The sequence below is a fragment of the Rhizobiales bacterium NRL2 genome (assembly GCA_001664005.1).
In the GTDB taxonomy this organism is placed as follows: Bacteria; Pseudomonadota; Alphaproteobacteria; order Minwuiales; family Minwuiaceae; genus Minwuia.
Genome location: CP016093.1, coordinates 1,898,719 through 1,923,677 on the forward strand (window position 1 = coordinate 1,898,719; position 24,959 = coordinate 1,923,677).

19 protein-coding genes are annotated in these 24,959 nt (G+C 67.9%); 12 read left to right on the forward strand and 7 right to left on the reverse strand.

The genetic code is table 11. The annotated features are described in order from the left end of the window. Positions 1-31 precede the first annotated feature (31 nt). Positions 32-781: a hypothetical protein gene (locus TEF_08795; protein ANK80882.1), complete on the reverse strand. Its 750-nt coding sequence runs from the start codon at positions 779-781 to the stop codon at positions 32-34. A gap of 250 nt (positions 782-1,031) precedes the next feature. On the opposite strand from TEF_08795, the gene TEF_08800 reads away from it, so the two are divergent. Next, entirely contained in the window at positions 1,032-6,212 is a 5,181-nt protein-coding gene (locus TEF_08800) for a hypothetical protein (GenBank protein ID ANK80883.1), read from the forward strand. Here TEF_08800 and TEF_08805 read toward each other — a convergent pair. Continuing rightward, positions 6,209-7,192, reverse strand: coding sequence for a hypothetical protein (locus tag TEF_08805; protein ID ANK80884.1), 984 nt, complete (start codon positions 7,190-7,192; stop codon positions 6,209-6,211). The two genes, TEF_08800 and TEF_08805, sit on opposite strands and share 4 nt — an antisense overlap. Positions 7,193-7,243: 51 nt before the next feature. Then, positions 7,244-7,816, reverse strand: coding sequence for a histidine phosphatase family protein (locus TEF_08810; GenBank protein ANK80885.1), 573 nt, complete (start codon positions 7,814-7,816; stop codon positions 7,244-7,246). A gap of 105 nt (positions 7,817-7,921) precedes the next feature. Here TEF_08810 and TEF_08815 point away from each other — a divergent pair, with 105 nt between their 5' ends. Both TEF_08815 and TEF_08820 read left to right on the forward strand, forming a co-directional pair. After that, entirely contained in the window at positions 7,922-8,536 is a 615-nt protein-coding gene (locus TEF_08815) for a carbonic anhydrase (protein ID ANK80886.1), read from the forward strand. A 71-nt stretch (positions 8,537-8,607) separates the two neighbouring features. After that, on the forward strand, positions 8,608-9,414 hold the full coding sequence (locus tag TEF_08820; protein ANK80887.1) for a TIGR03084 family protein: 807 nt from the start codon (positions 8,608-8,610) through the stop codon (positions 9,412-9,414). Between the two features lie 78 nt (positions 9,415-9,492). Here the strand turns inward: TEF_08820 and TEF_08825 are convergent, their stop codons facing one another. Together TEF_08825 and TEF_08830 are read right to left on the reverse strand one after the other, a co-directional pair. Next, positions 9,493-9,915, reverse strand: a complete 423-nt coding sequence (locus TEF_08825; GenBank protein ANK80888.1) for an acyl dehydratase — start codon at positions 9,913-9,915, stop codon at positions 9,493-9,495. Positions 9,916-9,928: 13 nt separating this feature from the next. Beyond that, positions 9,929-10,402: a hypothetical protein gene (locus TEF_08830; GenBank protein ANK83373.1), complete on the reverse strand. Its 474-nt coding sequence runs from the start codon at positions 10,400-10,402 to the stop codon at positions 9,929-9,931. A gap of 283 nt (positions 10,403-10,685) precedes the next feature. Here TEF_08830 and TEF_08835 point away from each other — a divergent pair, with 283 nt between their 5' ends. The 8 genes from TEF_08835 (at position 10,686) to TEF_08870 (ending at position 21,185) form a co-directional block, all read left to right on the forward strand. After that, entirely contained in the window at positions 10,686-12,320 is a 1,635-nt protein-coding gene (locus tag TEF_08835) for a hypothetical protein (protein ANK80889.1), read from the forward strand. 65 nt (positions 12,321-12,385) lie between these two features. After that, on the forward strand, positions 12,386-13,642 hold the full coding sequence (locus TEF_08840; protein ID ANK80890.1) for an urea ABC transporter: 1,257 nt from the start codon (positions 12,386-12,388) through the stop codon (positions 13,640-13,642). An 85-nt stretch (positions 13,643-13,727) separates the two neighbouring features. Continuing rightward, the gene (locus TEF_08845; protein ID ANK80891.1) at positions 13,728-14,597 is read left to right on the forward strand and encodes an urea ABC transporter; all 870 of its coding nucleotides are present in this window, start codon (positions 13,728-13,730) and stop codon (positions 14,595-14,597) included. Beyond that, positions 14,594-15,664 carry a hypothetical protein gene (locus TEF_08850; protein ID ANK80892.1) on the forward strand — a complete coding sequence of 357 codons (1,071 nt, stop codon included), beginning with the start codon at positions 14,594-14,596 and terminating at the stop codon, positions 15,662-15,664. Before TEF_08845 ends, TEF_08850 begins: the two co-directional genes overlap by 4 nt. Further along, positions 15,654-16,382: an ABC transporter ATP-binding protein gene (locus TEF_08855; GenBank protein ID ANK80893.1), complete on the forward strand. Its 729-nt coding sequence runs from the start codon at positions 15,654-15,656 to the stop codon at positions 16,380-16,382. The genes TEF_08850 and TEF_08855 overlap by 11 nt, the downstream gene beginning before the upstream one ends. 851 nt (positions 16,383-17,233) lie before the next feature. Beyond that, positions 17,234-18,748: an amidase gene (locus TEF_08860; GenBank protein ANK83374.1), complete on the forward strand. Its 1,515-nt coding sequence runs from the start codon at positions 17,234-17,236 to the stop codon at positions 18,746-18,748. A 4-nt stretch (positions 18,749-18,752) separates the two neighbouring features. Continuing rightward, the gene (locus TEF_08865; protein ANK80894.1) at positions 18,753-20,453 is read left to right on the forward strand and encodes an AMP-binding protein; all 1,701 of its coding nucleotides are present in this window, start codon (positions 18,753-18,755) and stop codon (positions 20,451-20,453) included. Positions 20,454-20,540: 87 nt separating this feature from the next. Then, on the forward strand, positions 20,541-21,185 hold the full coding sequence (locus TEF_08870; GenBank protein ID ANK80895.1) for a hypothetical protein: 645 nt from the start codon (positions 20,541-20,543) through the stop codon (positions 21,183-21,185). A 48-nt stretch (positions 21,186-21,233) separates the two neighbouring features. Here the strand turns inward: TEF_08870 and TEF_08875 are convergent, their stop codons facing one another. Both TEF_08875 and TEF_08880 read right to left on the reverse strand, forming a co-directional pair. Then, positions 21,234-22,481 carry an acyl-CoA dehydrogenase gene (locus tag TEF_08875; protein ID ANK80896.1) on the reverse strand — a complete coding sequence of 416 codons (1,248 nt, stop codon included), beginning with the start codon at positions 22,479-22,481 and terminating at the stop codon, positions 21,234-21,236. 14 nt (positions 22,482-22,495) lie between these two features. Continuing rightward, positions 22,496-23,614 carry an acyl-CoA dehydrogenase gene (locus tag TEF_08880; GenBank protein ID ANK80897.1) on the reverse strand — a complete coding sequence of 373 codons (1,119 nt, stop codon included), beginning with the start codon at positions 23,612-23,614 and terminating at the stop codon, positions 22,496-22,498. A 160-nt stretch (positions 23,615-23,774) separates the two neighbouring features. Here TEF_08880 and TEF_08885 point away from each other — a divergent pair, with 160 nt between their 5' ends. Then, positions 23,775-24,884 carry a hypothetical protein gene (locus TEF_08885; GenBank protein ANK80898.1) on the forward strand — a complete coding sequence of 370 codons (1,110 nt, stop codon included), beginning with the start codon at positions 23,775-23,777 and terminating at the stop codon, positions 24,882-24,884. The last annotated feature ends 75 nt before the right edge of the window (positions 24,885-24,959 follow it).

Below are 24,959 nucleotides of genomic sequence, written 5' to 3' on the forward strand. Positions count from 1 at the left end.
CGGGGAGGCGCGGATCGAGGCGGCCGAAACCCTAGCGGGCTTCGATTTCGGCCAGCAGATCCCGGGACTGGTCTTTCAGGGAATCGTTGCTGTCGGGGGACTCGATGATCCGGTTCAGGATGGCGACGGCGGCTTCGGTGTCGCCGTCGGCGTAGCCCGTATCGGCAAGGATCAGCGCCCGCCAGTAGTCGGCGTTGTCCGAACCCTCGAGACTGGGGCGTTCGAAATAGGCCAGCGCGGCCGCCAGATCCCGTTCCACGCCGACGCCGTTGTAGAGTTCGGTCCCGGCGACGAAGGCGCCGATGCGGGAATCGAACTTCTCGACGGCGGCGCGGGCAAGCTCGAAGGCGAGGCCCCGGTTGCGCTCGGCCACCGGGCCGCTGCGGAATTCACGCGAGAATTCGATGGCCTTTTCCTCGCCGACGGCCGCGACGTAATCGTCGACGAACAGCCGCCTTGCGTCCTCCTCCAGGCCTTCGTAGCGGAGTTCAAGTTCCTCGGCGCTCAGCGCCGCAAGGTCCTGAACGCCGTCGGTTGCTTCGGTCAACGGGGCGGGTGCTTCAGCGGATGCCGCGGCGGGCTTCTCCTCGGCCGCCATCGACATCTGGCCCGCGGAATCGTCCGCGGCCGCTGACGGCTCATCGCGTTCGACGGACACGGCCCGGGTGCCGGCGTCCATGCCAACCATTTCGGCGGCGTCTTCGGCATAGAGGAAATAGGCGATCGCCGCGATCCCGGCGAGCGCGATCACGATGAGAAAGATCTTCAGTGTTTTTGCCATTTCGCTTGCCCCCGCTACCCGCTTCACGACCCTCTGATACCGCCCGGATATGGGCCAGCGATGTGTCGGAGATCAAGGGATTTCTGGAATCCCGTGGTCCGGGGGACGGGCAGCCGTGCCAGACCGTGACGGTGGCTTCATCCGTCCCCGCGGCCCCGGGGCGACAGTTCGGGCCGCTGATGGTAGGTTGCGTCGAAGGGGTCGGAGATCGTCGTCTTCCATGCGGGGGCGCTTGGTATGAGGGTGTGAGATGGATGACGATCCACTGCTGATGGCGCCGGCAGTCCCGCTGGTCGAGGACATGGCAGTCCCGGTGATCTGCGCCCATTGCGGGCAAGATCATGAGAGCTTCGACCACCAGGGCGCGGCCCTGAACGGGCCAGATGGCGCCTTCGTCACCTTCGGCACGAAGTGGGGCGGGGGCGATCCCGGCGATCCAGGCGGGGTCGTGACCTGGAGCATCGCCACCCAGACCCTCTCGGCGTCGGACGGCAGCGCCATAACCCCGTTGGCGAATTTCATGCCGAGCGGGTTCGAGGCGGACATCCAGGCGGCCTTCGACGCCTGGGAGGCGGTCGCGGACATCCGCTTCGTCAGGGTGGCGGACGAGGGCGGCGAGGCCGGGCTGGATCCGATCGGCGACATACGCTTCGGCGGCCAGTTCATCGACGGCGCAAACGGCACCCTGGCCTTCGCCTTCGGGCCCGGCGAGTACCGCGGCCTGGACCTGATCGGCGGCAACGGCGCCACGGACGCGCTGAACGGCGAGGTCGCCTTCGACACGTCGGAGGCGTGGGAGACATCGACGGCCGGCCCCGCCAACGGCTTTCAGGTTTTCCTGGTGGCGCTGCACGAGATCGGCCACGCCATCGGGCTGGACCACGAGGAGACCAACCTCGCGGTCATGAACGCCTTCTACAACGACACGCTGACGGGGCTGCTGGCGGACGACATCAACGGCGTGCAATCGATCTACGGCAATGCCGGGTCGGTGGCGGACCCGACCGAAGTCAGCGGCACCGCGGCCGGAGAAACCATTACAGGCGCGGGAACGAACAACGCGCTGTTCGGCCTGGCGGGGGACGACGTTCTGACGGGGGGCGCCGGCCTCGACGTGCTGCAGGGCGGCGACGGCAATGACACGCTTTCCGGCGGCGCGCTGCGCGACAAGATTGCCGGGGGCGACGGCGCCGACAGTCTGGATGGCGGCACGGGCGACGACGTCCTCTCCGGCGGCCTCGGCGATGACATCTACGTGGTCGATAACGCCAACGATGCCGTCTTCGAGGCGGCCGGCGCCGGGCGGGACACGGTTCAGGCAAGCGGATTCAACTACTTCGTGGACGACAATGTCGAGGTGGTGCAGGTCGTCGGCGGCGTCGCGACGACCGTCACCGGTTCGGCCGCGGCGGAGGAGATTTTCGGCGGGTCGGCCGGTGACCTGGTCTTCGGCGGCGGTGGCGATGACACCATCGACGGCGGCGGCGGCGGCGATCAGCTGCAGGGCGGCAGCGGGGCCGACAGCCTTACCGGCGGCGCGGGTTCGGACACGCTGTTCGGCGATGCAGGATTCGACACGCTGAGCGGCGGCGCCGGCGACGATCAGTTGAGCGGCCAGACTGGCAACGACGAACTGTTCATCTATTCCGAGGGCGATGACTCCCTGACCGGGTTCGAAGGTGGCGCGGGCTCCGACGATGTCATCGACATCAGCGCCCGCGGAGACGTCACCGACTTCGCCGGTATCCTGGCCATCGCCTTCGAGTCCGGTGCCAACGGCATCATCGACTTCGGCGGCGGCGACCGGTTGATCCTGTTTGGCGAGAACATCGCCAACCTGACGGAATCGGACTTCGTCTTCCAGGTTGTTCCGGGAGAGGCAATAGCCGGCGACAACAATGCCAACACGCTGACCGGCAGCGCCGGCGACGATACGATCGAGGGGCTGGGAGGCGCCGACTCGATCGACGGTCTCGGCGGCAATGACAGCATCCTGGGCGGCGACGACAACGACTCCCTGTTTGGCGGTTCGGGGGCGGACACGATCGAGGGGGTCGGCGGCGCCGACTTCATCGACGGTGGCGGTGGCGACGATACGCTTCGGGGCGAAGCCGGGCCCTCCACCACGCCCGGCACATTCGGTCCGGATACCGTGTTCGGTGGAGGAGGCGATGACTTCGTCTTCGGCGGCGTTGGCGCCGACTCGCTGTTTGGCGGCGACGGCAATGATTTCGTCTTCGGCGGCGGCAGCGGCCTGGATACGCTGGCCGGCGGCGCGGGCGACGATCAGCTGGGCGGCCAGACCGGCAACAACGAGATTTTCGTCTACACCGAAGGCGCCGACATCCTGTCAGGCTTCACCGCGGGCGCCGGATCCGGCGATGTCATCGACATGTCCTCGCGCAATGACGTCACGGACTTCGCCGGCGTCCAGGCGATCCTGACCGAGGTCAGCGGCAATGCCCGCATCGACTTCGGCAATGGCGATCGTATCTCGATCATCGGACAGAGCGCCGCCAGCCTGACCGCGGGCGATTTCATCTTTGCGCCGGCCGGCGTATCGCTGACCGGTGACGGGAATGCCAACACGCTGACCGGCGGCGTTGGCGACGACACGATTTCCGGGCTTGCGGGTCCCGACCTTCTGCAGGGGGCGGGCGGGGCGGACACCGTCTCGGGCGGCGACGGATCGGACACCCTGGATGGCGGTGACGGGAACGATACGCTGCGCGGGGAGGTCGGCACGGACCGGCTGATCGGCGGCGCGGGCAATGACATTCTGGATGGCGGCGGCGGCGCCTTCGACGTGGCCGACTACACAGGCTCGAACGCCGGCATCACCGCCGACCTGGCCGCCGGCACCGCGGCTGGCGACGGGACGGACACGCTCATCGGCATCGAGCGGATCGAGGGCGGCACGGGCGACGACAGCCTTGCCGGCGACGCCAACGCCAATGTCCTTTCCGGCGGCGTCGGCAACGACACGCTGGACGGCAGGGGTGGCGACGATCTCTTCGGCGCCAATCTCGGCACCGGCGACGATACCGTCATCGGCGGGGAGGGCACCGACCGGTTCCTGCTGGTCAACGCCGGCGACAGGGCCGCGACCCTGAGCGTGGCCAGCGGTGCGGGCGGCGACACCATCTCGGGCGGCGGCGAAAGCTTCGACCTCAGTACCGTCGAGGAAATCGAGTACCGCGGCGGGGCTGATGCCGATCAGTTCGACGGCTCTGCGGCGGCCGCCACGATCTTCGCCACACTCGGCGACGGCGCGGACTCCATCGCGGGCGGCAGCGGGGACGACAGCCTTTCCGGTGAAGCGGGCGACGACACGCTGGATGGCGGCGATGGCGATGACACGCTGAATGGCAGCTCGGGCAACGACTCGCTGGACGGCGGCGCCGGCTCGGACCGTGCCACCTACGCCGGCAATCTGGCGAGTTTCACCTATGGGCTGACCACGCTGGGCGTGCTGACGCTGACCGATACCATCGGCGGCGAGGGGGCGGACACGCTGGCCGGTATCGAGACCATTGCCTTCTCGGATCAGACTCTCTCGATGAGGGTCAGGAGCGATAGCGCCGATACCTTCTTCGCCGGCGCCGGCTCGCACATCATCGCCGGGCTGGACGGCGTCGACGACCTGCGCGGCAATCTGGGCAACGACCTGATCGACGGCGGCGGTGCGGGCGACCTGATCCTCGGCAATGGCGGTCTCGACACGCTGCAGGGCGGGCTGGCGCGCGACACCATCTTCGGCGGCGACGACAACGACTCGATCATGGGCGGCGACGACGTGGACTCGCTTCGCGGCGACGGCGGTGACGACTTCATCGACGGCGGCGCGATCCTCGATTTCATCTCGGGCAATGACGGCGCCGACACGCTGATCGGCGGCGACGGCAATGACCGGTTGTTCGCCGGCGCGGGCAACGACTCGCTGCAGGGGGATGCCGGCAACGACCAGATGTTCGGCGAGGCGGGGGCGGATACGCTGATCGGCGGCGCGGGCGGCGACCGCATGGATGGCGGGAGCGAAGCCGACAGCCTGGATGGCGGCGATGATGGCGACGTGCTGCTGGGCGGCGGCGGCAACGACACCATGTCCGGCGGCGCGGCGCTGGATCTGCTGCTCGGCGAGGCGGGCGACGATTCCATGTCCGGGGGCGAGGGCAACGACTTCCTCCGCGGCGGTATCGGCAATGACACGCTTTCGGGCGACGCCGGGGTCGACAACATGCGCGGCGAGGATGGCGACGATTCCATGTCCGGCGGTGACGACACCGACATCATGGAAGGCGGCGAGGGCGCCGACACCATGGCCGGTGACGCGGGCAATGACCGTCTGTTCGGCGACGCGGGGGCGGACGTGCTGACCGGCGGCGGCGGCATCGACCGTCTCGATGGCGGCATCGGCAATGACAGTCTGGACGGCGGCGCGGCGCGCGACGATCTGCTGGGTGGCGCGGGCCTCGACACGCTGACCGGCGATGACGGCGATGACCGGCTGTTCGGTCAGGACGACGACGACCAGCTCTTCGGCGGGCTCGGCGCCGACCGGCTGGATGTGGGAACCGGCGACAATCTGGCCCTGGGCGGCGCCGGGGCCGACACGCTGATCGGCCGGACGGGCAACGACACGCTGTCGGGCGAGGATGACGACGACCTGATGTTCGGTCTCGAAGGGGCTGACAGCATGTCCGGCGGCGGCGGCGTCGACAACATGCTGGCCGGCGACGGTGACGACACCCTCGATGGCGGCGACGGTGACGACTTCGTCTTCGGCCAGGCCGGGGCGGACAGCCTGGAGGGCGGATCGGGCGCGGACCGCGTCGACGGCGGTGAGGGTAATGACAACGTCTCGGGCGGAGCCGGCGACGACACGGTGATCGGCCGCGGCGGCGCGGACACGCTGTCCGGAGGCGATGGCGCCGATCTGCTGTTCGCGGGTGCCGGCGCCGACAGTGTCTCCGGTGACGCCGACAACGACCGGCTGGTTGGCGAGGCGGGCAACGACACCATGTCGGGCGGCGCGGGCGATGACCTGCTGGAGGGCCGGGCGGACAATGACAGCCTCTCCGGCGATGACGGGGCCGACCGGCTCCTGGGCAACGAAGGCGACGATGCACTTTCGGGCGGCCTGGGCAACGATTCCCTGCGCGGCGACGCCGGCGACGACACGCTGTCGGGTGGCGGCGGCGCGGACGAGTTCCGGTTCTTCTCAGGCGACGGCACGACCAGCAACGACATCGTCAGCGATTTCGAGGTCGGCCAGGACACGTTCCGGCTGTTCTCGCTGACCGTCCAGACGGTCGCCGACGCCGACGCGGATGGGGATACCCTGGTCGACGATACGCTGGTGACCTTCTCCAACGGCGCCACCGTCGGCCTGATCGGCATCACCGGACTGCAGGAAAGCGACCTGTTCTAGCCGCTGGCCAGTATGCCCTCGACGACCGTCTGCACGTTGAGCGCCTCGCCGACGCTGGCGAGGTCGTGGGGCGCGCCACGGGCCATGGCGGCCAGTTTCTCCACCTGCCGTTTCAGGATCAGCGGCCGCGCCTCGGCGTGACTCGGCGCGTCCGGATCGCCGGTCCAGCTGCCGTCCGGCATCAGGCGTTCGGCCAGGGACCAGTCGCGGATGCGCACCGAGCCGTTCGAGCCGTGCAGGACCCAGAGATTGTGGTCGGAATGGTCCACCTCGCCGACGTCGCCGGTGAGCCGGAGCGGCAGCCCGCCGGCGGTCAGTTCGGCCTCGATGGCCGTTTCCGCGCCGTCGCCGCGGGAGAAGACCGCACGCGCCGATTGCAGCTCCAGCGGGCCGGCGAAGCGGCGGGCGAGGAACAGGAAGTGGGAGACGACTTCCCGCGTGAAGCCGCCTTCATGGCGTTTCGCAAGCCAGTCGGCGGCGTCCATCTGCCAGTCGCGCGGCCATTGTGCGAAGCGTGCGGCGATCTCGAGCCGCTCGGGCCGGCCGACGACGCCCTGCTCGATCCAGGCGCGCACCGAATCCACCGACGGCGCGGAGGCGAGAATGAAGTTCACCGCCGCCGGACGTTCGGCTTTCGCCGCCATGTCGCGGAAATCGCGCGATTCCTCGAGCGAGATGCCGAGCGGCTTTTCGGTGAAGACGGCGCGGCGGGCATCCAGCGCCGCACGGGCGTGGTCCAGATGGGTCGCCGGCGGCGAGGCGATGTAGACGGTCTCCGCACGGTCGATGACGTCATCGGCGTCATCGACGAAAGGCAGGTCCGGCAGGTCGACCCCGAGCCGCGCCCGCGCCGCGGGGTCGGGATCCCAGAGCGCCGTGAGCCGGATCAGCGCCGGATCGTGGGCCAGGGTGGCGCGGACAATCCGTTCCCCCATGATGCCGCAGCCGATGATGCCGAGCCTTTCCGGTCCGTTCGCCATGCCGAATCCTCCTCCTTGCCGCCGCCAGCATAGCGGCCCGCTGCGTCCCGTTCAGGGGCGCATGTGAATGGAGCCCGCGACCCGGACAGATCCGTCTTCGGCGACGTCCAGCACGAGCAGTTCGCCCGAGGCGACGCCGCGTCCGGCAAGCGCCGAGATATTGACCTGATGCGTCACCAGCATCAGCCGCTCGCCGCCGTCATGGGCGCGGAGCAGTTCCTGAACCTCGGCGGTCTGGATCTCGCGCGTCGAGCGGTCCCGGAAGAAGGAATTGAGCGCCGGAAAGCCCTCGGGCTCGCCCAGATCCAGCAGCCGCGCGGTCTCCCGGCAGCGGCACCACTGGCTGGTCAGCACGCGGGTGAACTCGATGCCGCGATCCCGGATTGCGGCGCCGATCGCGCGCGCCTGGTCACGGCCTTCTGCATCCAGATTGCGCTGGGTCGCGCAGTCGCCGATCTCGAAATCCGCTGGGTCGCCATATCCCGGCGCAATGGCGTGGCGCATGATGGCGATGGCGCCGGGCTTCGCCAGCGCGGCCCAGGCGGCTTCGTCGGCGCGCGGCTGGCCGCCGGCGGCGCCCACCACGGCGATCACGGCGAGCGCGAGAAGGAGTCGGATGAACATGATATCTCTCCTGCTGGATTTCCGTCCGCGGCCTGATATTTCAGGGGTGCTGCGAGCGGGGGACGCTGCTATCTGTCCTCCGGTACGATTGACGGGAGGGAATGGATGAACGCCAAGACACCGCAGGACCTTCTGGCCGAGAACGTGCGCTGGGCGGAAAACCGCGTCGCCAGCGATCCGGAGTACTTCCAGCGGCTTTCGGCGCTGCAGTCGCCGGATTTCCTCTGGATTGGCTGTTCCGACAGCCGCGTGCCGGCCAATGTGATCACCGGTCTGGAGCCCGGCGAGGTGTTCGTCCATCGCAATGTCGCCAACATCGTCTACGCCGCCGACCTCAACTGCATGTCCGTGGTCAAGTTCGCCGTCGACGGACTGAAAGTGAAGCACATCATCGTCTGCGGCCACTACGGCTGCGGCGGGGTCCGTGCGGTGCTGGAGAATTCCCAGGAGGGCCTGGTGGACCACTGGCTGGCGCCGGTCCACAATCTGCACCGCCGCTACCGGCGGGAACTGGCGACGCTGGAGACGCTGGACGCGCAGATCGACCGGGTCTGCGAGCTCAACGTCATCGCCCAGGTCGACGCGCTCTGCCATTCGCCCATCGTGGTCGAAGCGTGGGAGCGGGGGCAGGAACTGGCCGTGCATGGCTGGATCTATCGCCTGAGCGATGGCCGGCTGCGCGACCTGAAATGCGGCCGGGCCGGACTGCTGGCGGAGTAGGGCGCCGACGACTGACGAAGGACGGCCTGCGGCCGTCCGTTTGCCGAGAAGACCATGGGGAGGGTCGGAACATGCAACAGGCCAGGGACTTCCGAGACGAGAGCGATCAGCTTCATGCGCTGATCGAGCCCCTGAATGACGAGCGGATGGCGACGGTGACGGCCTTCAAGGGCTGGACCATCAACAACGTCATCGCGCATCTGCACACCTGGAACCACGGGGCGGACCTGTCGCTCAGCGATCCGGAGAAGTTCCGCGAGTTCTTCGAACGGCTGGTGGCGCACCGCGACGCCGGCGGCCTGGTGATCGACTTCGAGAAGGCGTTCTGCGAGGGCGCGGAGGGCCGGGATCTGGTCCGCATGTGGCACGACTACTACGGCCCCATGAGCGAGCGCTTCGCCGAGGCCGATCCCTCGGCCCGCGTGCCTTGGGCGGGTCCGTCGATGAGCGTGCGCTCGTCGATCTCCGCCCGGCTGATGGAGACCTGGGCCCACGGCCAGGAAGTGTTCGACGTGCTCGGTGTGGTGCGGAAGAACGCCGACCGGATCCGCAATATCGTGATCCTGGGCGTGAATACCTATGGCTGGACCTTCCACGTCCGCGGCGAGACGCCGCCCGAGCCCATGCCGCATCTCCGGCTCACCGCGCCGTCAGGCGAGATATGGGAATATGGCGACCCGAGTTCTGCGGAACTGATCGAAGGCCTGGCCGAGGAGTTCTGCCAGGTCGTCACCCAGGTGCGGAACATCGCCGACACCTCGCTGAAGGTGACGGGGCCGAACGCCACCGAGTGGATGGCCAAGGCCCAGTGCTTCGCCGGCGCGCCGAACGACCCGCCCGCGCCGGGCACCCGGCGGACGCTGACCAGGGCCGCGTGAGGGGCAGGGCCGCGTGAGGGGCCGCCCGACCGAGAGACTGCGTCCCGGGGGCAAGCCCCGGGACGCCGGTGAGTTGCTTCAGCCTTCCAGCCGCGCGGTGGCGTTGCCGGTGATGACCGTCTGACCCTTCTGGTTGGTGGTCTCGATCGTGACATCGGCCACCGTCTCGCCGTTCTCCTCGCGGATGTCGGCGACGGTCGCCTTCGCCTTCAGCGAGTCGCCCGGCCAGACCTGATTGGTGAAGCGCACGCCGTATTTCTTGACGTTGGCGACGCCGAACATGTCGGTGACGATGCGTCCGGTCATGCCCATGGTCAGCATGCCGTGCGCGAAGACGCCCGGATAGCCCGCCGCCTCGCGCGTGTAGACGTCATCGGTGTGCAGCGGGTTGTAGTCGCCCGACGCGCCCGAATACATCACCAGCTGGGTGCGCTTGAGATCGTCGACCAGCTCCATTTCGCGCGTATCGCCGACCTTGATGTCGCTTTTCTTCACTGCCATCGAATTGTCTCCCTCAACCCTGTGCGACCGGGCGCTCGGTCTTCACGCCAACGCTGCGGGCGCGGACGACCAGTTCGCCCTTCTGGTCGCGATATTCCGTGATCCGCTCGGAGAACATCAGCTTGCCGGCGCGCTTGCTCTCCTTCTCCCAGGTTTCGCCGTCGTGGACGGTCACGGTCAGCACGTCGCCGGGCCGCAGCGGGCGCATGTACTCGAAGTGCTGCTCCGCATGCAGCCCGCCCGAGGAAGACGGCTTGCCCTCGATGCCGCTCGGGTTCTTGCCGGAGCCGAACCACGGCTTGCCCGGCTGCAGACGCAGGTAGTAGTCGGGGTCGAACTGCGCGACCGACTGCGGGAAGGTCAGCGGTGCGACGATGCCCCCGGCCTCCGTCTTCTTCGCCGCCTCGGCGTCGACATGTTCCGGCGAATAATCCCCGATCGAGCGCGCGAACATCAGGATGTGCGTCGCCTCGACGGGGAAGGTGATCTTCTTATCGTCTGACAAGGCTCTCTCCTCCCATCTGAACCAGCCGTAATTGACGCCAAAAACGCGGTGCTTGTCACCCCCTCCGGCGCGCGGCGCGCATCTGCCGCGACTGGTCTGCACATCCCATGACCAGATGCCTGCCCGACAAGTGATACATCTGCTCATTCTCTGGCCCGTTCGATGAAACACTTGACTCTCCGGGCGTTTCCCACGGACGATTTTTCTGCAGCGTGAGAAAAGCGAAGGGCCGGTGGCCCGGACATCTTGGCGCCACACAGACGGATTGGCTTGGGAGGGGACCTTGGGCTGGCTGGTCGGAATCATCCTGGCGATCGTCGTCCTGATCGTCGCGATCCTCTTCCTGAACCGCTTCTACAAGAAGGGCAGCCGCGACGTCGCGCTGATCCGGACCGGCTTCGGCGGTCAGCGGATCGTGATGGAGCGGGGCTGCATCGCCCTGCCGATCGTCCACCGCGTCTCCGAAGTCAACATGAAGACGACGCGGCTGGAAATCGAACGCAAGGGCGAGCGGTCGATCATCACCAAGGACCGTCTGCGCGTCGACGCGGCGGCCGAATTCTATGTGCGGGTGAACCCGTCCGGGGAGGGCGTGACCACGGCTGCACAGGCTCTGGCGGGCAAGTCCTTCCGTGCAGCCGACCTGGCCGAGACGCTGGAGGGCAAGCTGGTCGACGCCATGCTCTCGGTGGCGGCGCACTACACCATGGACGAATTGCAGGACCGGCGCGGCGAATATGTGCGCGAGGTGTCCGAGGCCCTGTCACCGACGCTGGCGCTGAACGGCCTGCTGCTGGAGAACGTGGCCCTGACCCGTCTCGACCAGACGCCGTTCGCTTCGCTGGACGAGAACAACGCCTTCAACGCCATCGGCATGCGCCGTCTTTCGGAGATCATCGCGACCTCCCGCAAGGAGCGGGCGCAGATCGATGCGGAAGCCGATGTCGCCGTGCGGCAGAGCCAGCTGGAGGCGACGAAGCGGCGCTATGTGATCGAGCAGGAATCCGAACTGGCCCACCAGGCGCAGCAGCAGGAGATCGAAAGCCGGCGCGCGGCAAGCCAGGCCGAGATCGCCGAGCAGCAGGCGCTGGCCGAGCGCCGCCGCGAAGCCGCCCGCATCGAGCGGGACCGGGAGGTGAAGTCCGCGGAGATCAAGCGCGATCAGGACGTCCGTCGCATGGAGGTCGAGGCGGAGATGAGCACCCGGACCGCGCGCCACGAGCGCGAGGTCGCGCTGGCTGCGAAGCGGATCGATGAGGCCAGGGCGCATGCCGCCGCGCTGCTGGAGGAGGCCAAGCGCGTGGAGGCCGATGCCGGCGTCGAGACCGCCCGTGTGATCGCGGAAGCCGAACGGCAGAGGCGCCTGGCGACGATCCGTGCCCTGGAGGAAGCCGAGGTCGACGACACCCGGGTGAAGAGCGAGACCGAAACCATCCTCGCCATGGCCAGGGCGAAGGGCGAGGCGACCGACATCGAGGCGACGTCGAACCGGATCGCGATGCTGGCCGAGGCCGAGGGCCGGAAGGCGCTGGTCAACGCGGAGAACGACCAGAGCGAGAACCTGATGCGCCTGAAGCTGGACATGGCGCGGATCGAGGCGTTGCCGGAGGTCGTGTCTCGCATGACCAAGCCGGCGGAGAAGATCGATTCCATCCGTATCAACCACATTTCCGGCTTCACCGGCGCCGGCGGCGGAAAGGGCGACGGGACGGCCGGCGGCGAGGGGGCAGCGTTCAATCAGGTGGTCGACAGCGTGCTGTCCATGGCCCTGCAACTGCCCGCCATCCGCAAGCTCGGCGAGGACATCGGCATGAATGTCGGCGACGGCCTGAGAGGGCTTTCGGCGACGATCGGCGGCGACGAGCGGCCGGCGCCGGGCCGTCCGGCCGACGACGAATGAGCCATCTGCCCGGGCGATCCGGGCGTACCGGGCCCGTTCCGGGTCCAAGGACAGGGAGCAGCAACATGAAGGCGACGCGCAGAACCTTTCTCAAGGGCACCGCCGCGACCGCGGCGGCGCTGGCGGCCCCGGCGATCATCGGGCGGGCGCACGCGGCCGATCCGATCAAGCTGGTCAGCATCCTGGATCAGTCCGGCGGTCTCGACATCTATGGCCGGCCGATGGTCAGCGCCAGCGAGATGGCCGTGGCCGAGATCAACGAGGCCGGCGGCCTGCTCGGGCGGCCGGTCGAACTGACGATGTACGACCCGCAGTCGACCATTCAGCTCTACACCCAGTACGCGACCCAGGCGGCGGCCTCTGACCGCGCCGACGTGGTCCATGCGGGCATCACCTCGGCCTCCCGCGAGGCTATCCGGCCGACGCTCAGCCGTTTCAACGTGCTCTATTTCTACAACGTCCAGTACGAGGGCGGGGTCTGCGACAAGAACACCTTCTGCACTGGCTCCACGCCGGCGCATACGGTCGAGAAGCTGGTGCCGCACGTGATGAACAAGTGGGGCAAGAAGGTCTACATCGTGGCCGCCGACTACAACTACGGCCAGATCATCGCCGACTGGGTGCAGAAGTACGTCGCCGAGCAGGGCGGCGAGACGGTGGCCACCGAGTTCTTCCCGCTGGACGTCACCAACTTCGGACCCACCATCCAGAAGATCCAGGCGGCCAAGCCCGACATGGTCTGGTCGGCGCTGGTCGGCGGCGCGCACATCTCCTTCTACCGCCAGTACGCGGCCGCCGGCATGAAGGGCAGCATCCCGGTCGCCTCCACGACCTTCGGTCTGGGCAACGAGCACCAGTCGATCTCGGCGGAGGAAGGCAACGGCATGCTGACCTCCTACACCTATTACGAGGAGATCGACACGCCGCGGAACCAGGCCTTCGTCAAGCGCTTCAAGGATCAGTACGGCGGCGCCGACGCGCCGTATCTGAACGAACTGGCCGTTCGCTCCTACGAGGGCATCCACCTCTGGGCGGAAGGCGTGAAGGCGGCCGGCACGCTGGACCGCATGGCGGTGATCGAGGCGCTGGAAGGCAATGTCACTTTCGACGGGCCGTCTGGCGTCATTTCCATCGAGCCGACCTCCCACCATGCGACGCTCAACGCCTACATCGCCGAGGTGCAGGATCAGAAGTTCAACGTGCTGGAGAAGTTCCCGGAGCAGAAGCCGACCGACACCATGCAGGTCTGCAACCTGATCGAGAACCCGAACCAGTCCGCCTTCCTGTTCGAGAACGGCCTGGAGGCGGCGGGCATCAAGTAGTCCGCGATCCGGCGGCCGGGCGCCCTGGCGGGGTCCGGCCGCTTCCACCGCCTCTCGCGCCGCCTCGAACAAGGAACGCCGAAACTTGGACCTCTACGCCGCTCTGGCCCTGCAGATCGTCTATGGCGTCGCCAACCTCGTGCTGATCTCGCTGGGGCTGGCGATCATCTTCGGCATGATGCGGGTCATCAACCTGGCCCATGGCGAGTTCCTCATGCTGGGCGGCTACACGGTGGTCATCTCCACCAATGCCGGCGTCAACATCTGGATCGCGATGCTGATCCTGGCGCCGCTGGTGGTGGGGATCATCGGCCTCGTCGTGGAGCGGCTGATGATCCGCTTCCTCTATGGACGCATGGTCGACACCCTGCTGGCGACATGGGGTCTGTCGCTGGTGCTGATCGGTCTGATCACCACCATCTTCGGGGCCCAGACGGCGACCACCATCTCGCCGCCGATCGGCGCGGTCCGGATCGGCGGTTTCACCTCCTCGGGATACGAGATCTTCCTTATCGCAATGACGGCCCTGCTCTCGATCGCCGTCTACGCCGTGCTCCGCTACACCAAGCTCGGCCTGCTGGCCCGCGGCACCATGCAGGGGGCGGAGATCGCCTCGGCGCTGGGCGTCTCGACGGGACGGATCTACGCCGTCACCTTCGGCCTGGGCGCGGCCGTGTCGGGCCTGGCCGGCGGTCTGCTGGCGCCGGTCACGGGCGTGCTGCCGACCATCGGAGCCACCTACATCGCCAAGGCTTTCATCACGGTGATTTCCGGCGGTGCGGCGATCCTGTCCGGCACGCTTTCGGCCTCGGCCCTGCTGGGCAGCGTCAACTCGGTTCTGAGTTACGTCACAGGCCCCACCATCGGCGAGGTGGGACTGCTGGTGGTCGCCATCGTCCTGCTCAGGCTCATGCCCCAGGGCATCACCTCCAAGTTCTTCCGGAAAAGCCTGTGAGCCGCGCCCGGGAGAACCGCTGGCTGACCATCACCGGCGTCCTGGCCGTGATCTTCCTGCTGGGCGCGCCGCAGGTGCTGGAACTGTTCACCATCATCAACCTGACGACCGCCCTGGCGCTGGCGCTGCTGGCGCTCAGCCTCGGGCTGATCTGGGGCTTCGGCGGCATCCTGTGCTTCGGCCAGACGACCTTCTTCGGCGTCGGCGCCTACGCCTATGTCGTCGCCGCGATCAATTTCGGCGGCACCAGCTGGGCCGTCGTCGTCGCCATCCTGGCCGCCGCCGCCTTCGCCGCGGTGCTGGGTTATTTCGTCTTCTACGGACGGGTCTCAGACGTCTATCTGGCGGTGATCACGCTGACGGTCACGCTGATCTTCTACAACCTCATGCGGCGGACCTCGGGACCGGAGTACAAGATCGGCGACGCCCTGCTGGGCGGTTTCAACGGCATCAACGCGCCGCCGCTCAACGTGCCGGGATACGCGAACTGGTTCCTGTTCCCGGAGGATGTCTTCTACGTCGCCATGGCGACCCTGATCGTTGCCTATTTCGGCTGCGTCTGGCTGACCCGGACCCATTTCGGCCGCGTCGCGGTGGCCATCCGCGAGAACGAGCTGCGCGCGGAACTGATCGGCTATGACATCCGCCTGAACAAGCTGGGTCTGTTCACCATCGGCGGCGGACTGGCCGGCGCGGCTGGCGTGCTGTTCGCCAATGGCGTGGGCCGCGTGACGCCGGACGTCTTCAACCTCTACAACGCCGCGCTGACCATCATCTGGGTGATCGTCGGCGGCCGCGGCACGCTGATCGGACCCATCCTCGGCGCGCTGGCGCTGTTCTATCTGACCAGCGGCCTGGGCCAGCAGAGCACGATCAACAACAACCTGATCCTGGGCGTCATCCTGGTCGTCTTCGTCCTGCTGGTCCCGCGGGGCATCGTACCCAGTGTGATCGAGTTCTGGGACGCGCGCACCGGCCGCCGTCGCGAGTTCTCGCGCCGTGGACGGCGCAGACCGCGCAGCCGCAAGCGCTCCGGCGCCTCGACGGAGGCCCATCATGAGGGATAGGGGCGAGATCGTCGTCGAGACGCGCGGGCTGTCGGTGCACTTCGGCGGCGTCGTCGCCGTCGACCAGGTCGATTTCTCACTGAGGGAGCGGGAGCTTCGCTGCCTGATCGGGCCGAACGGCGCCGGCAAGAGCACCTTCTTCAAGTGCCTGACCGGCCAGCTCGAACCCACCCATGGCGACGTCGTGATCCGCGATCTCAACGTGAAACGCGCCCACAGCCACGAGATCGCCGGCCTGGGCGTTGGCATCAAGACGCAGGTTCCGAACGTCTTCGAGGGACTGACAGTGCGCGAGAACATCTGGCTGTCGGCGCGCCGCTGGCACGACAGCCGCCGCGCCCGCGCTCTGGTGGAGGAGACGATCGAGCGCCTACGTCTGGGCGACATACGCAACGAACCGGTCAACGAGCTTTCCCACGGGAAGCGCCAGTGGGTGGAACTCGGCATGGTCGTCGCCGCCGAACCCTGGCTGGTGCTGCTGGACGAGCCGGCGGCGGGCATGACCCACGAGGAAGTGGAACTGACCGCCGAACTGATCCGGGAGATCAACGAGACGGCCACCCTGATCGTCGTTGAACACGACATGCAGTTCATCCGCATGATCGCGGAGAAGGTCACGGTCTTCCATCGCGGCGCGATCCTGATCGAGGACACCATGGACAGGGTCTCGGCCGATCCGACGGTCCGCGAGGTCTATCTGGGGCACAGGAAGCAATGAGCGGCGAGGCGATCCTGCAAGCGAGGGGGCTGCGCGCCGGCTACGGCCGGGTGCCGGTGCTGCACGGTATCGACCTCGACCTGGGCGAGGGCGAGATCGTCGGCGTGCTCGGCCACAACGGCATGGGCAAGACGACCCTGCTGAAGACGCTCTGCGGCATCATCCGGCCCACCGGCGGGCGGATCGATTTCGACGGCATGGACATCACCCGCGAGCCCGCACACGAGCGCAACCGCATGGGCATCGGCTACGTGCCTCAGGGACGGGGCATCTTTCCCATGCTTTCGGTGACCGACAATCTGCGCATGGGCATCGCCGCCCACCAGGCCGACGAGCACGAGGCCGTGCAGCGCATGGTCGCGGAGTTTCCTCGGCTGGAGCCGATGCTGGACCGCCGCGGCGGCGCGCTTTCCGGCGGCGAGCAGCAGATCCTCGCTCTGGCCCGCTGCCTGATCAGCGATCCCGTGGTCATCCTGCTGGACGAGCCGACCGAGGGCATCCAGCCGTCCATCGTCGACGACATCGGCGCCCTGCTGCAGAAGCTGCGCCGCGACCGCGGCATATCCATCATCCTGGTGGAGCAGAACCTGGAATTCATCACCGAGCTTTCCGACCGGATCCTGCTGCTGCAGAAGGGTGTGGTGACCGGAGAGGTCTCGGCCGCCGCCAACGACCCCGAACTGATCGAAGAGTTCACCGGCTTCGGCGCCGGCCGTCAGCCCCGCGCCGCCACATCGGCCGGCAAGCGCCCGGCGACGACACCCGGACCGTCGGCGAAGGCAACGCGCCAGGCCGCCGACATGACACCGCACCAGCCAGCGCGTCCGACGCCCGTACAGGAGGCGATCTACATGACCGTGAAGCGACCCACCCTCTCCCAGATGCGCGCCATCGTGGAGGACTTCGGCATGCACATGCCGGACGAACGCATCCGCGAGTTCATGGATCTGATGGAAGGCAACATGCAGGCCTATGATCTGATCGATTCCCTGCCTGACTACCTGCCGCCTGTCGACTATCCGCGGACCGCCGGGTACCGCCCCGGCCCGGACGAGAATCCGATGAACGCCTGGTACGTGAAAACGGAGATCAAGGGCGCGCCGCGCGGGCCGCTGGCCGGCAGGACGGTCGCGCTGAAGGACAATGTCTGCCTGGCCGGCGTGCCGATGATGAACGGCGCCTCGACGCTGAAGGGCTACGTCCCCGATGTCGACGCCACCATCGTGACGCGGCTGCTGGATGCCGGCGCGACCATCGTGGGCAAGGCGCATTGCGAGTATTTCTGCCTCTCGGGCGGCAGCCACACCAACGCCACCGGGCCCGTGCACAACCCCCACAAGCGCGGCTTCTCGGCGGGCGGCTCCTCGTCCGGCTCCGGCGCGCTGGTCGGCGCGGGGGAGGTCGACATGGCGATCGGCGGCGACCAGGGCGGCTCCATCCGCATGCCGGCCAGCTTCTGCGGCTGCTACGGCATGAAGCCGACGCACGGGCTGGTGCCCTATTCCGGGGTCATGCCGATCGAGAACACGATCGACCATACCGGCCCGATGACCCGGAGCGTCCACGACAACGCCCTGATGCTGGAAGTCATCGCCGGCGCGGACGGTCTTGACCCGCGCCAGTACGCACCGAAGACGGACAACTACACGGCGGCCGTGAACCGTGGCGTCGGCGGCCTGCGCATCGGCATGGTCAAGGAGGGCTTCGGCCGCGAGGAATCCGAACGCGACGTCGACGACGCCAACCGCGCGGCGGCCGAGCGTTTCCGCGAGATGGGCGCGACGGTCGACGAGGTCTCGATCCCGATGCACAACATGGGCACCGCGATCTGGACGCCGATCGCGCTGGAGGGCCTGACCAACCAGATGATGAAGGGCAACGGCATGGGCACGGGCTGGGAGGGCCTCTATGTCACCAGCCTGCTCGACTTCCATTCCAACTGGCGCTCGCGCGCCGACGAGCTCTCCGACAGCCTGAAGATATCCATGATGGTCGGCGAGTACTTCCAGCGCCACTACCGGGGTCACTTCTACGCCAAGGCGCAGAACCTGGCGCGCAAGCTGCGCGAGGCCTACGACCAGATGCTCGGGGCCTACGATCTGCTGCTGATGCCGACCACGCCGATGAAGGCGCAGCCGATCCCGGCGCCCGACGCGCCGCTGTCCGAGTATCTGCAGCGCGCCTTCGAGATGCTGAACAACACCGCGCCCTTCGACACCACCGGCCATCCGGCCATGGCCGTGCCCTGCGGCATGGGCGACGGGCTGCCGATCTCCCTGATGCTGGTCGGCAAGCACTACGCCGAAAGCACCATCTACCAGGCCGCCGGCGCCTTCGAGAGGGCGGGCGACTGGCGCAAGATGTAGCGCGATGACCGCGCCTCCTGGCGGCAGATCCCATGTGAAGGGGGCGAGCGTCCCGCCTCTGCGGCGGGAGACTGTGCCGGGATTTCTGGCGCGCGCCGTCCGCAAGTGGCCGGACCGGCCGGCGGCTGTCTTCGCCGCCGAGGGCGTGCGCTGGACCTGGGCCGAGTTCGCCGCCCGGGTCGACCGCTGCGCCGCCGGCCTGCTTTCTCTGGGACTCTACCGCGGCGACCGGGTCGGGATCTGGTCGCCCAACCGCTCCGAATGGCTGCTGGCGCAATTCGCCACGGCGCGGATCGGGCTGATCCTGGTCAACATCAACCCCGCCTACCGCCGCGCCGAGCTGGAATACGCCCTGAACAAGGTCGGCTGCGCGGCGCTGATCACCGCGGAGCGCTTCAAGAGCTCCGACTATGTCGGGATGCTGAACGACCTGGCGCCGGAGCTGGCGGACGCCGCGCCGGGCCGGTTGCGCGCCGAGCGGTTGCCGAAGCTGCGGACGGTGATCCATCTGGGCGCGGAGAAGCGGCCGGGCATGTACGCATGGGCGGATGTGATGGCGCGGGGCCGGACCGCCTATCGCAGCCGACTGGACGGCCTGTGCGGCCGGCTGAAGGCGGAGGACGCGATCAACATCCAGTTCACTTCTGGCACCACCGGCGCGCCCAAGGGCGCGACGCTGACCCATCGCAACATCGTCAACAACGGCTGTTTCGTCGGCCGGGCGATGAACCTGAGCGAGCAGGACCGGCTCTGCATTCCGGTGCCGCTCTACCATTGCTTCGGCATGGTGCTGGGCAACCTGGCCTGTGTGGCGCATGGCGCCTGCATGGTGTTCCCCGGCGAGGGCTTCGAAGCCGGCCAGACCCTGAAGGCCCTGGAACGCGAGCGCTGCACCGCGGTCCATGGCGTGCCGACCATGTTCCTCGCCATGGTCGAGCATCCGGATTTCCGCCGCTTCGACCTGACCTCGCTGCGTACCGGCATCATGTCCGGCGCGCCCTGTCCGGCCAGTCTGATGGAGCGGGTCATGCGCGACATGCACGCCGGTGAGATCACCATCGCCTATGGCATGACCGAAACCTCGCCGGTCTCCTTCCAGACGGCGATCACCGACCCCGTCCACCGCCGCGTCTCCACGGTCGGGCGCGTCCAGCCACATGCCGAGGTGAAGATCGTCGACGAAGCCGGTGAAACCGTGCCCGTGGGGCAGGAGGGCGAAATCTGCACGCGCGGCTATCTGGTCATGCAGGGTTACTGGGACGATCCCGAGCGGACGGCCGAGGCGATCGACGCCGGCGGCTGGATGCACACCGGCGATCTCGGCCGCTTCGACGACGAGGGCTTCTGCAACATCATCGGCCGGGTGAAGGACATGGTTATCCGCGGCGGCGAGAACATCTACCCCGCCGAGATCGAGGAATTCCTGCGCGGCCATCCCGACATCGCCGATGCGCAGGTCTTTGGCGTGCCCGACGAACGCTTCGGCGAGGAGCTCTGTGCCTGGATCGTGGCGCGGGCCAGCGCGAAGGTCACTGTCGAAAGTGTCCGCGCGTTCTGCGAAGAGCAGATCGCCCACTACAAGATTCCGCGCTACGTGAAGTCGGTGACCGAGTTCCCCATGACGGTGACCGGCAAGGCCCGCAAGATCGAGATGCGCCAGGCGATGATGGCCGAACTGGGAGTGAAGGAGGCGAGGACCGCGTGAGATGACAGGTGTGCGACGAATGTCACTTGCGCGGCGTTGGCCGTCGCGGCGTGATTCTGGTCAGGGCGTGCGGCAAGGGGGCAAGCCATGACCAATCCCTTCTCCAGGGTCCGCTATCAGGATCACATGCTGCTGGGCCGGCTGCTGAACGGCAACCGCCGCGGCGAGGGCAACAACTACATCGTCCTTCGCGACTATTCTGTCCGCTACTGGCGCAAGACCGACGACCAGGCCGGCCCGGGCACCGTGGTGACGGTGCCGGCGGGCATGCTGACCGACCTCGCCAGCGTGCCGCCGATCGCGCGCAGCTTCCTTTCGGTGACAGGGCGCCACACCGAAGCCTCGATCGTCCACGACTACTGCTATCTCTACCAGAAGGGCGATCCGGAGCCGCATTGCGGCCTGGACCGCGACGAGGCCGACTTCCTGTTCCTGCAGTTGATGCGGGAGGCCAATGTCAGCCCGCCGGACCGCGACAAGGCATTCCTCGCCGTGCGGGCCGCGGGCAAGGGGGTCTACGAGGACCGCAACGACATCCGCAATGTCCGCGAGAGCCATCCCCGGCCGGAACTGGAGGAGGAGCGGCTGCGCATGTTCGAGCAGTGGGGTCCGCTGCTGGACCAGATCGCCGGCACCGACTGGGCGGAGCGGAAGGGCGCGCTACCGGGCCAGGCGCCCCATTCCGAGGTCATCGACGACGTGGCCGTCTTCGAACCCGAGATTCCCAACTAGGGAAGCCGGCTTTCGCCGTCGGAAACCGGACTTCAGGTGCTCTGGACGTCAGTCCTTGCCGCTGGTGGGGATCTCGTTGAAGGCGACGTCCTTGTCGACGCGGATGTCGCCGGGCAGGCCCAGCACCCGTTCGCCGATGATGTTGCGCAGGATCTCGTCGGAGCCGCCCTCGATGCGGGTCGCGGGTGAGCGTAGCAGCATGGCCTGGAAGCGGCCCCTGGCCTCGGCGTCGTCGCCCGTCATCACGCCGGCCTGGCCCTGGACGTCGAGCGCGAACATTGCGAGTTCCTGCATCATCGAGCCGGCGACCAGCTTGCCGATGGAGTTCTCCGGCCCGGGCGTCTCGCCCTTGGACAGCGCGCTGATCGCCCGCATGCCGGTGTATTTCAGGCCCGAGGCGCGGACCGCGAAGTTCGCCAGCCGCGAGCGGACCGCGGGGTCGTCCACCGCCGGCCGGCCGTCGATCTCCGCGTTCATGCAGAAATCGAACATCTCGGGAAAGCCCGTGGGCATGCCCGACCCGATGGACAGCCGCTCGTTCATCAGCGTCGTCAGCGAAACGCGCCAGCCTTCGCCGACCCGGCCGAGCCGCTGGCTGTCGGGGATGCGCACGTCGGTGAAGAAGACCTCGTTGAAATTGGCGTCGCCGTTGGCCTGCCTGATCGGCCGGACCTCGACGCCCTCCGAGCGCATGTCCAGGAAGAACATTGTCAGGCCCTTGTGCTTGGCCACGTTCGGGTCGGTGCGCGCGATGAGCAGGCCGTACTGGGCGCGGTGCGCGCCGGAGGTCCAGATCTTCTGGCCGTTGACGATCCAGTCGCCATTGTCCTGCTGCTCGGCGCGGGTGCGGATGCCGGCCAGGTCGGAGCCGGCCGCGGGTTCGGAGAAGAGCTGGCACCAGATTTCCTCGCCCGAGGCCAGCGGCGGCAGCATCCGCCGCTTCGTCTCTTCGTCCGCCCACTCCATGACGGTGGGGCCACACATGCCCTGACCGATCAGGAAGGGGCTGGAGAGCTTGGCGTAGACGCCTTCCTCCTGGCCCCAGATGACGCGCTGGATCGGAGTCGCCGCCGCGCCGCCATACTCCTTCGGCCAGTGCAGGCAGGCCCAGCCGGCATCGTACTTCTTCTTCTGCCATTCCCGGGAGGCGACCAGCGGGTCCATCGACGTGATGCCGCTGGTGGCGAAGCCGGCCTGCTTCAGTTCGGGCTCCAGGTGCTTCGGCGCATTGGCCGCAATCCAGGCCCGGGCGGTCTTGCGGAACTCGGCCTCTTCCGGGGTATCGTCGAAATCCATCTTCGTTTCTCCCTTCAGGCGGCGGAAGCGTTGGCGTTGCGCATTTGCTCGATCAGCCGGTCTTCCCAGGCCGACAGCGGCCCGAGAGCCAGGGCTAGTCCGTTGGCGCGGCGATAGTGCAGATGGCAGTCGAAGGCCCAGGTGAAACCCATGCCGCCATGAACCTGGATGTTGTTCTTCGCGCAGTGCTGATAGGCCTGCGTCGCCGAAACCCGCGCCGTGGCCGCGGCGACGGGGGTCTCCGCCGCGCCGTTCGAGATCGCCCAGGCGCCGTAATAGGCGTTGGAGCGCGCCAGCGTCGCCGAGACATACATGTCCGCCAGCATGTGCTTGATCGCTTGGAAGGAGCCGATCTGCCGCCCGAAGGCCATGCGCTCCCTGGCATATTCCGTCGCGGTCTCCAGCGCCCGGTCGGCGCCGCCGATCTGTTCGAATGCCAGCAGCACCGCGGCCCTGTCGAGCACGGTCTCGACCGTCCGCGCGCCGTCGGCGCCGTCGCCCAAGGGTTCCGACGGTGCGTTCTCGAAGGTGATGCGGGCCTGTTTGCGGGCGGGATCGATGCTGTCCACGGTGTCCACTCTCACACCCTCGGCATTCAGTTCGACGAGACGCAGCGACAGCCCGTCGGCGTTCCGCACGCTGACAATGGCGAAATCGGCGGCGCCGGCATCGGCGACCGGCGCCTTGACGCCGCTGACGCGGCCGTCGGTGGCCGTGGTGGCGATGTTCCGGACGGTGGTGCGCCCCGGCGCTTCGCCATGGGCGAAGCAGCCGATCGCCTCGCCGGCGGCCAGCTTCGGCAGCCAGTGGCGCTTCTGCGCCTCGCTGCCGGCGGTCATGATGAAGTCCGCGGCGAGATAGATCGACGAGGCCACGGGCACGGGCGCCAGCGCCCGGCCCAGTTCCTCCGCCACCACGCAGAGCTCCAGAGGGCCCTGGCCTGCGCCGCCGAACTCTTCGGGGATCGCCGCGCCGAGCACACCCAGTTCGGCCAGTCCTGTATAGACCTGGGCGTCGTGGGTCAGGTCGCTCTCCAGCACCGCGCGCACGGCGCTGGACGGACAGCGGTCGGTCAGGAAGCGCCGCACATGGTCGCGCAGCATCTTCTGGTCATCTGAGAAATCGAGGTTCAACGCGCTCCCCTTTTGCGTGCGATCGGCGACCGGAGGCCGACATTCGAATAGCTTGCCATGCACCGGGAGGCAATGCGGCAGCGACAAGCGGTCGTGCCGCCGGCCACCGAAAGGTCACCGGCTACCACTTGATGGCGGGCGCAACCGGCGACACAGATAGATGATGGATCAGACAGCGAACTACATCCAGGCGAGGTTCGCGCGGCCGGCCCTCGCCTCCGTGCTCATTGCAGGTCTCGCTCTGGGCGGCTGCGAGAGTATCGTCGACGACGTCAGGGATCTTGCCGGCGGCAGTGATACGGCTGACGCGGCGCATCAGCAAGCGGACCAAACCCGTATCGCCCAGGCGCAATCGCATTTCGACAATGGCCGGCCGGAGCAGGGCGTAGCGCTGTTGCGCCCGCTTGCTGACGAAGGCGACGCGGAAGCCCGTTTCCTGCTGGGCCTTGCCTACAGCGACGGGCGAGGGGTGCCGAGAGACCTGGCGCGGGCATTGAGTCTGTTCGAGGCCGCCGCTGCCGACGGTCATGCCGATGCCGCCTTTCTGGCGGGACTGGCGCATCATCGCGGCAGGGGCGCGGCGGCAAACCAGACGGAAGCCGTCCGCTACATGCGCCAGGCGGCGGAAGCCGGCCATGCGGCGGCGCGGTACCGGATGGGCCTGTTCCATCAGACCGGGGCAAGCGTGACCAGGGACCCTGAAAGCGCCGCCGGATGGTTCCGGCTGTCGGCCCGGCAGGGATTCCCCGAGGCCGCGGCCGCCATTGCACAGGCCTACGAGAACGGCGTCGGGGTCGAGAAGAATCTGCCCTGGGCGATGCGCTGGCACGAGCGTGCCGCCGAATACGGCGTTGCCCGATCCCAGTTCAAGTTCGGCGTCCTGATCGCCGCCGGCCGCGGCATGCCGGCGGATCCGGAAACCGGCCTCAAATGGCTGATCCTGGCGGAGGGGAAGGGCGTCGCGGAGGCCCCGCCGGTGGTCGACGCCGTGGAGGCGCGGCTTTCGCCGGCCGCGGTGAGGCGTGCTGAGATGGCTGCGCGCGCGTGGCGGCCACGGCCCGCCGGGGAGGTCGAGCCGGTGGATCCGGCGACCGTGCGTTATGTCCAGGCGATGTTGAACAGGCTCGGGTTCGACGCCGGAGCCGTCGACGGTCTGGACGGGCCCCGCACGCGCGCTGCGGTTCGCGCGTTCCGTCAGAGCCGGGCGCTCGGCGGTGGCGCCGGGATCGACGAGCCTGTGCTTCGAGCGCTCCGCCAGGAAACCGCCTGACCGCCTCACCCACCCGAGCGAAAAGAAGGACGCCGGACCTCGCGGTCCGGCGTCCCCTTCTGTCCAGGCCGCTGC

Excerpts from the sequence above, each read along its gene's own strand:
- TEF_08860 (ANK83374.1), top strand. The coding sequence starts at position 17,234 with ATGACCGTGAAGCGACCCACCCTCTCCCAGATGCGCGCCATCGTGGAG.
- TEF_08855 (ANK80893.1), top strand. The coding sequence starts at position 15,654 with ATGAGGGATAGGGGCGAGATCGTCGTCGAGACGCGCGGGCTGTCGGTG.
- TEF_08870 (ANK80895.1), top strand. The coding sequence starts at position 20,541 with ATGACCAATCCCTTCTCCAGGGTCCGCTATCAGGATCACATGCTGCTG.
- TEF_08865 (ANK80894.1), top strand. The coding sequence starts at position 18,753 with ATGACCGCGCCTCCTGGCGGCAGATCCCATGTGAAGGGGGCGAGCGTC.
- TEF_08795 (ANK80882.1), bottom strand. The coding sequence starts at position 781 with ATGGCAAAAACACTGAAGATCTTTCTCATCGTGATCGCGCTCGCCGGG.
- TEF_08825 (ANK80888.1), bottom strand. The coding sequence starts at position 9,915 with ATGGCAGTGAAGAAAAGCGACATCAAGGTCGGCGATACGCGCGAAATG.
- TEF_08840 (ANK80890.1), top strand. The coding sequence starts at position 12,386 with ATGAAGGCGACGCGCAGAACCTTTCTCAAGGGCACCGCCGCGACCGCG.
- TEF_08820 (ANK80887.1), top strand. The coding sequence starts at position 8,608 with ATGCAACAGGCCAGGGACTTCCGAGACGAGAGCGATCAGCTTCATGCG.
- TEF_08885 (ANK80898.1), top strand. The coding sequence starts at position 23,775 with ATGATGGATCAGACAGCGAACTACATCCAGGCGAGGTTCGCGCGGCCG.
- TEF_08815 (ANK80886.1), top strand. The coding sequence starts at position 7,922 with ATGAACGCCAAGACACCGCAGGACCTTCTGGCCGAGAACGTGCGCTGG.
- TEF_08805 (ANK80884.1), bottom strand. The coding sequence starts at position 7,192 with ATGGCGAACGGACCGGAAAGGCTCGGCATCATCGGCTGCGGCATCATG.
- TEF_08810 (ANK80885.1), bottom strand. The coding sequence starts at position 7,816 with ATGTTCATCCGACTCCTTCTCGCGCTCGCCGTGATCGCCGTGGTGGGC.
- TEF_08875 (ANK80896.1), bottom strand. The coding sequence starts at position 22,481 with ATGGATTTCGACGATACCCCGGAAGAGGCCGAGTTCCGCAAGACCGCC.
- TEF_08800 (ANK80883.1), top strand. The coding sequence starts at position 1,032 with ATGGATGACGATCCACTGCTGATGGCGCCGGCAGTCCCGCTGGTCGAG.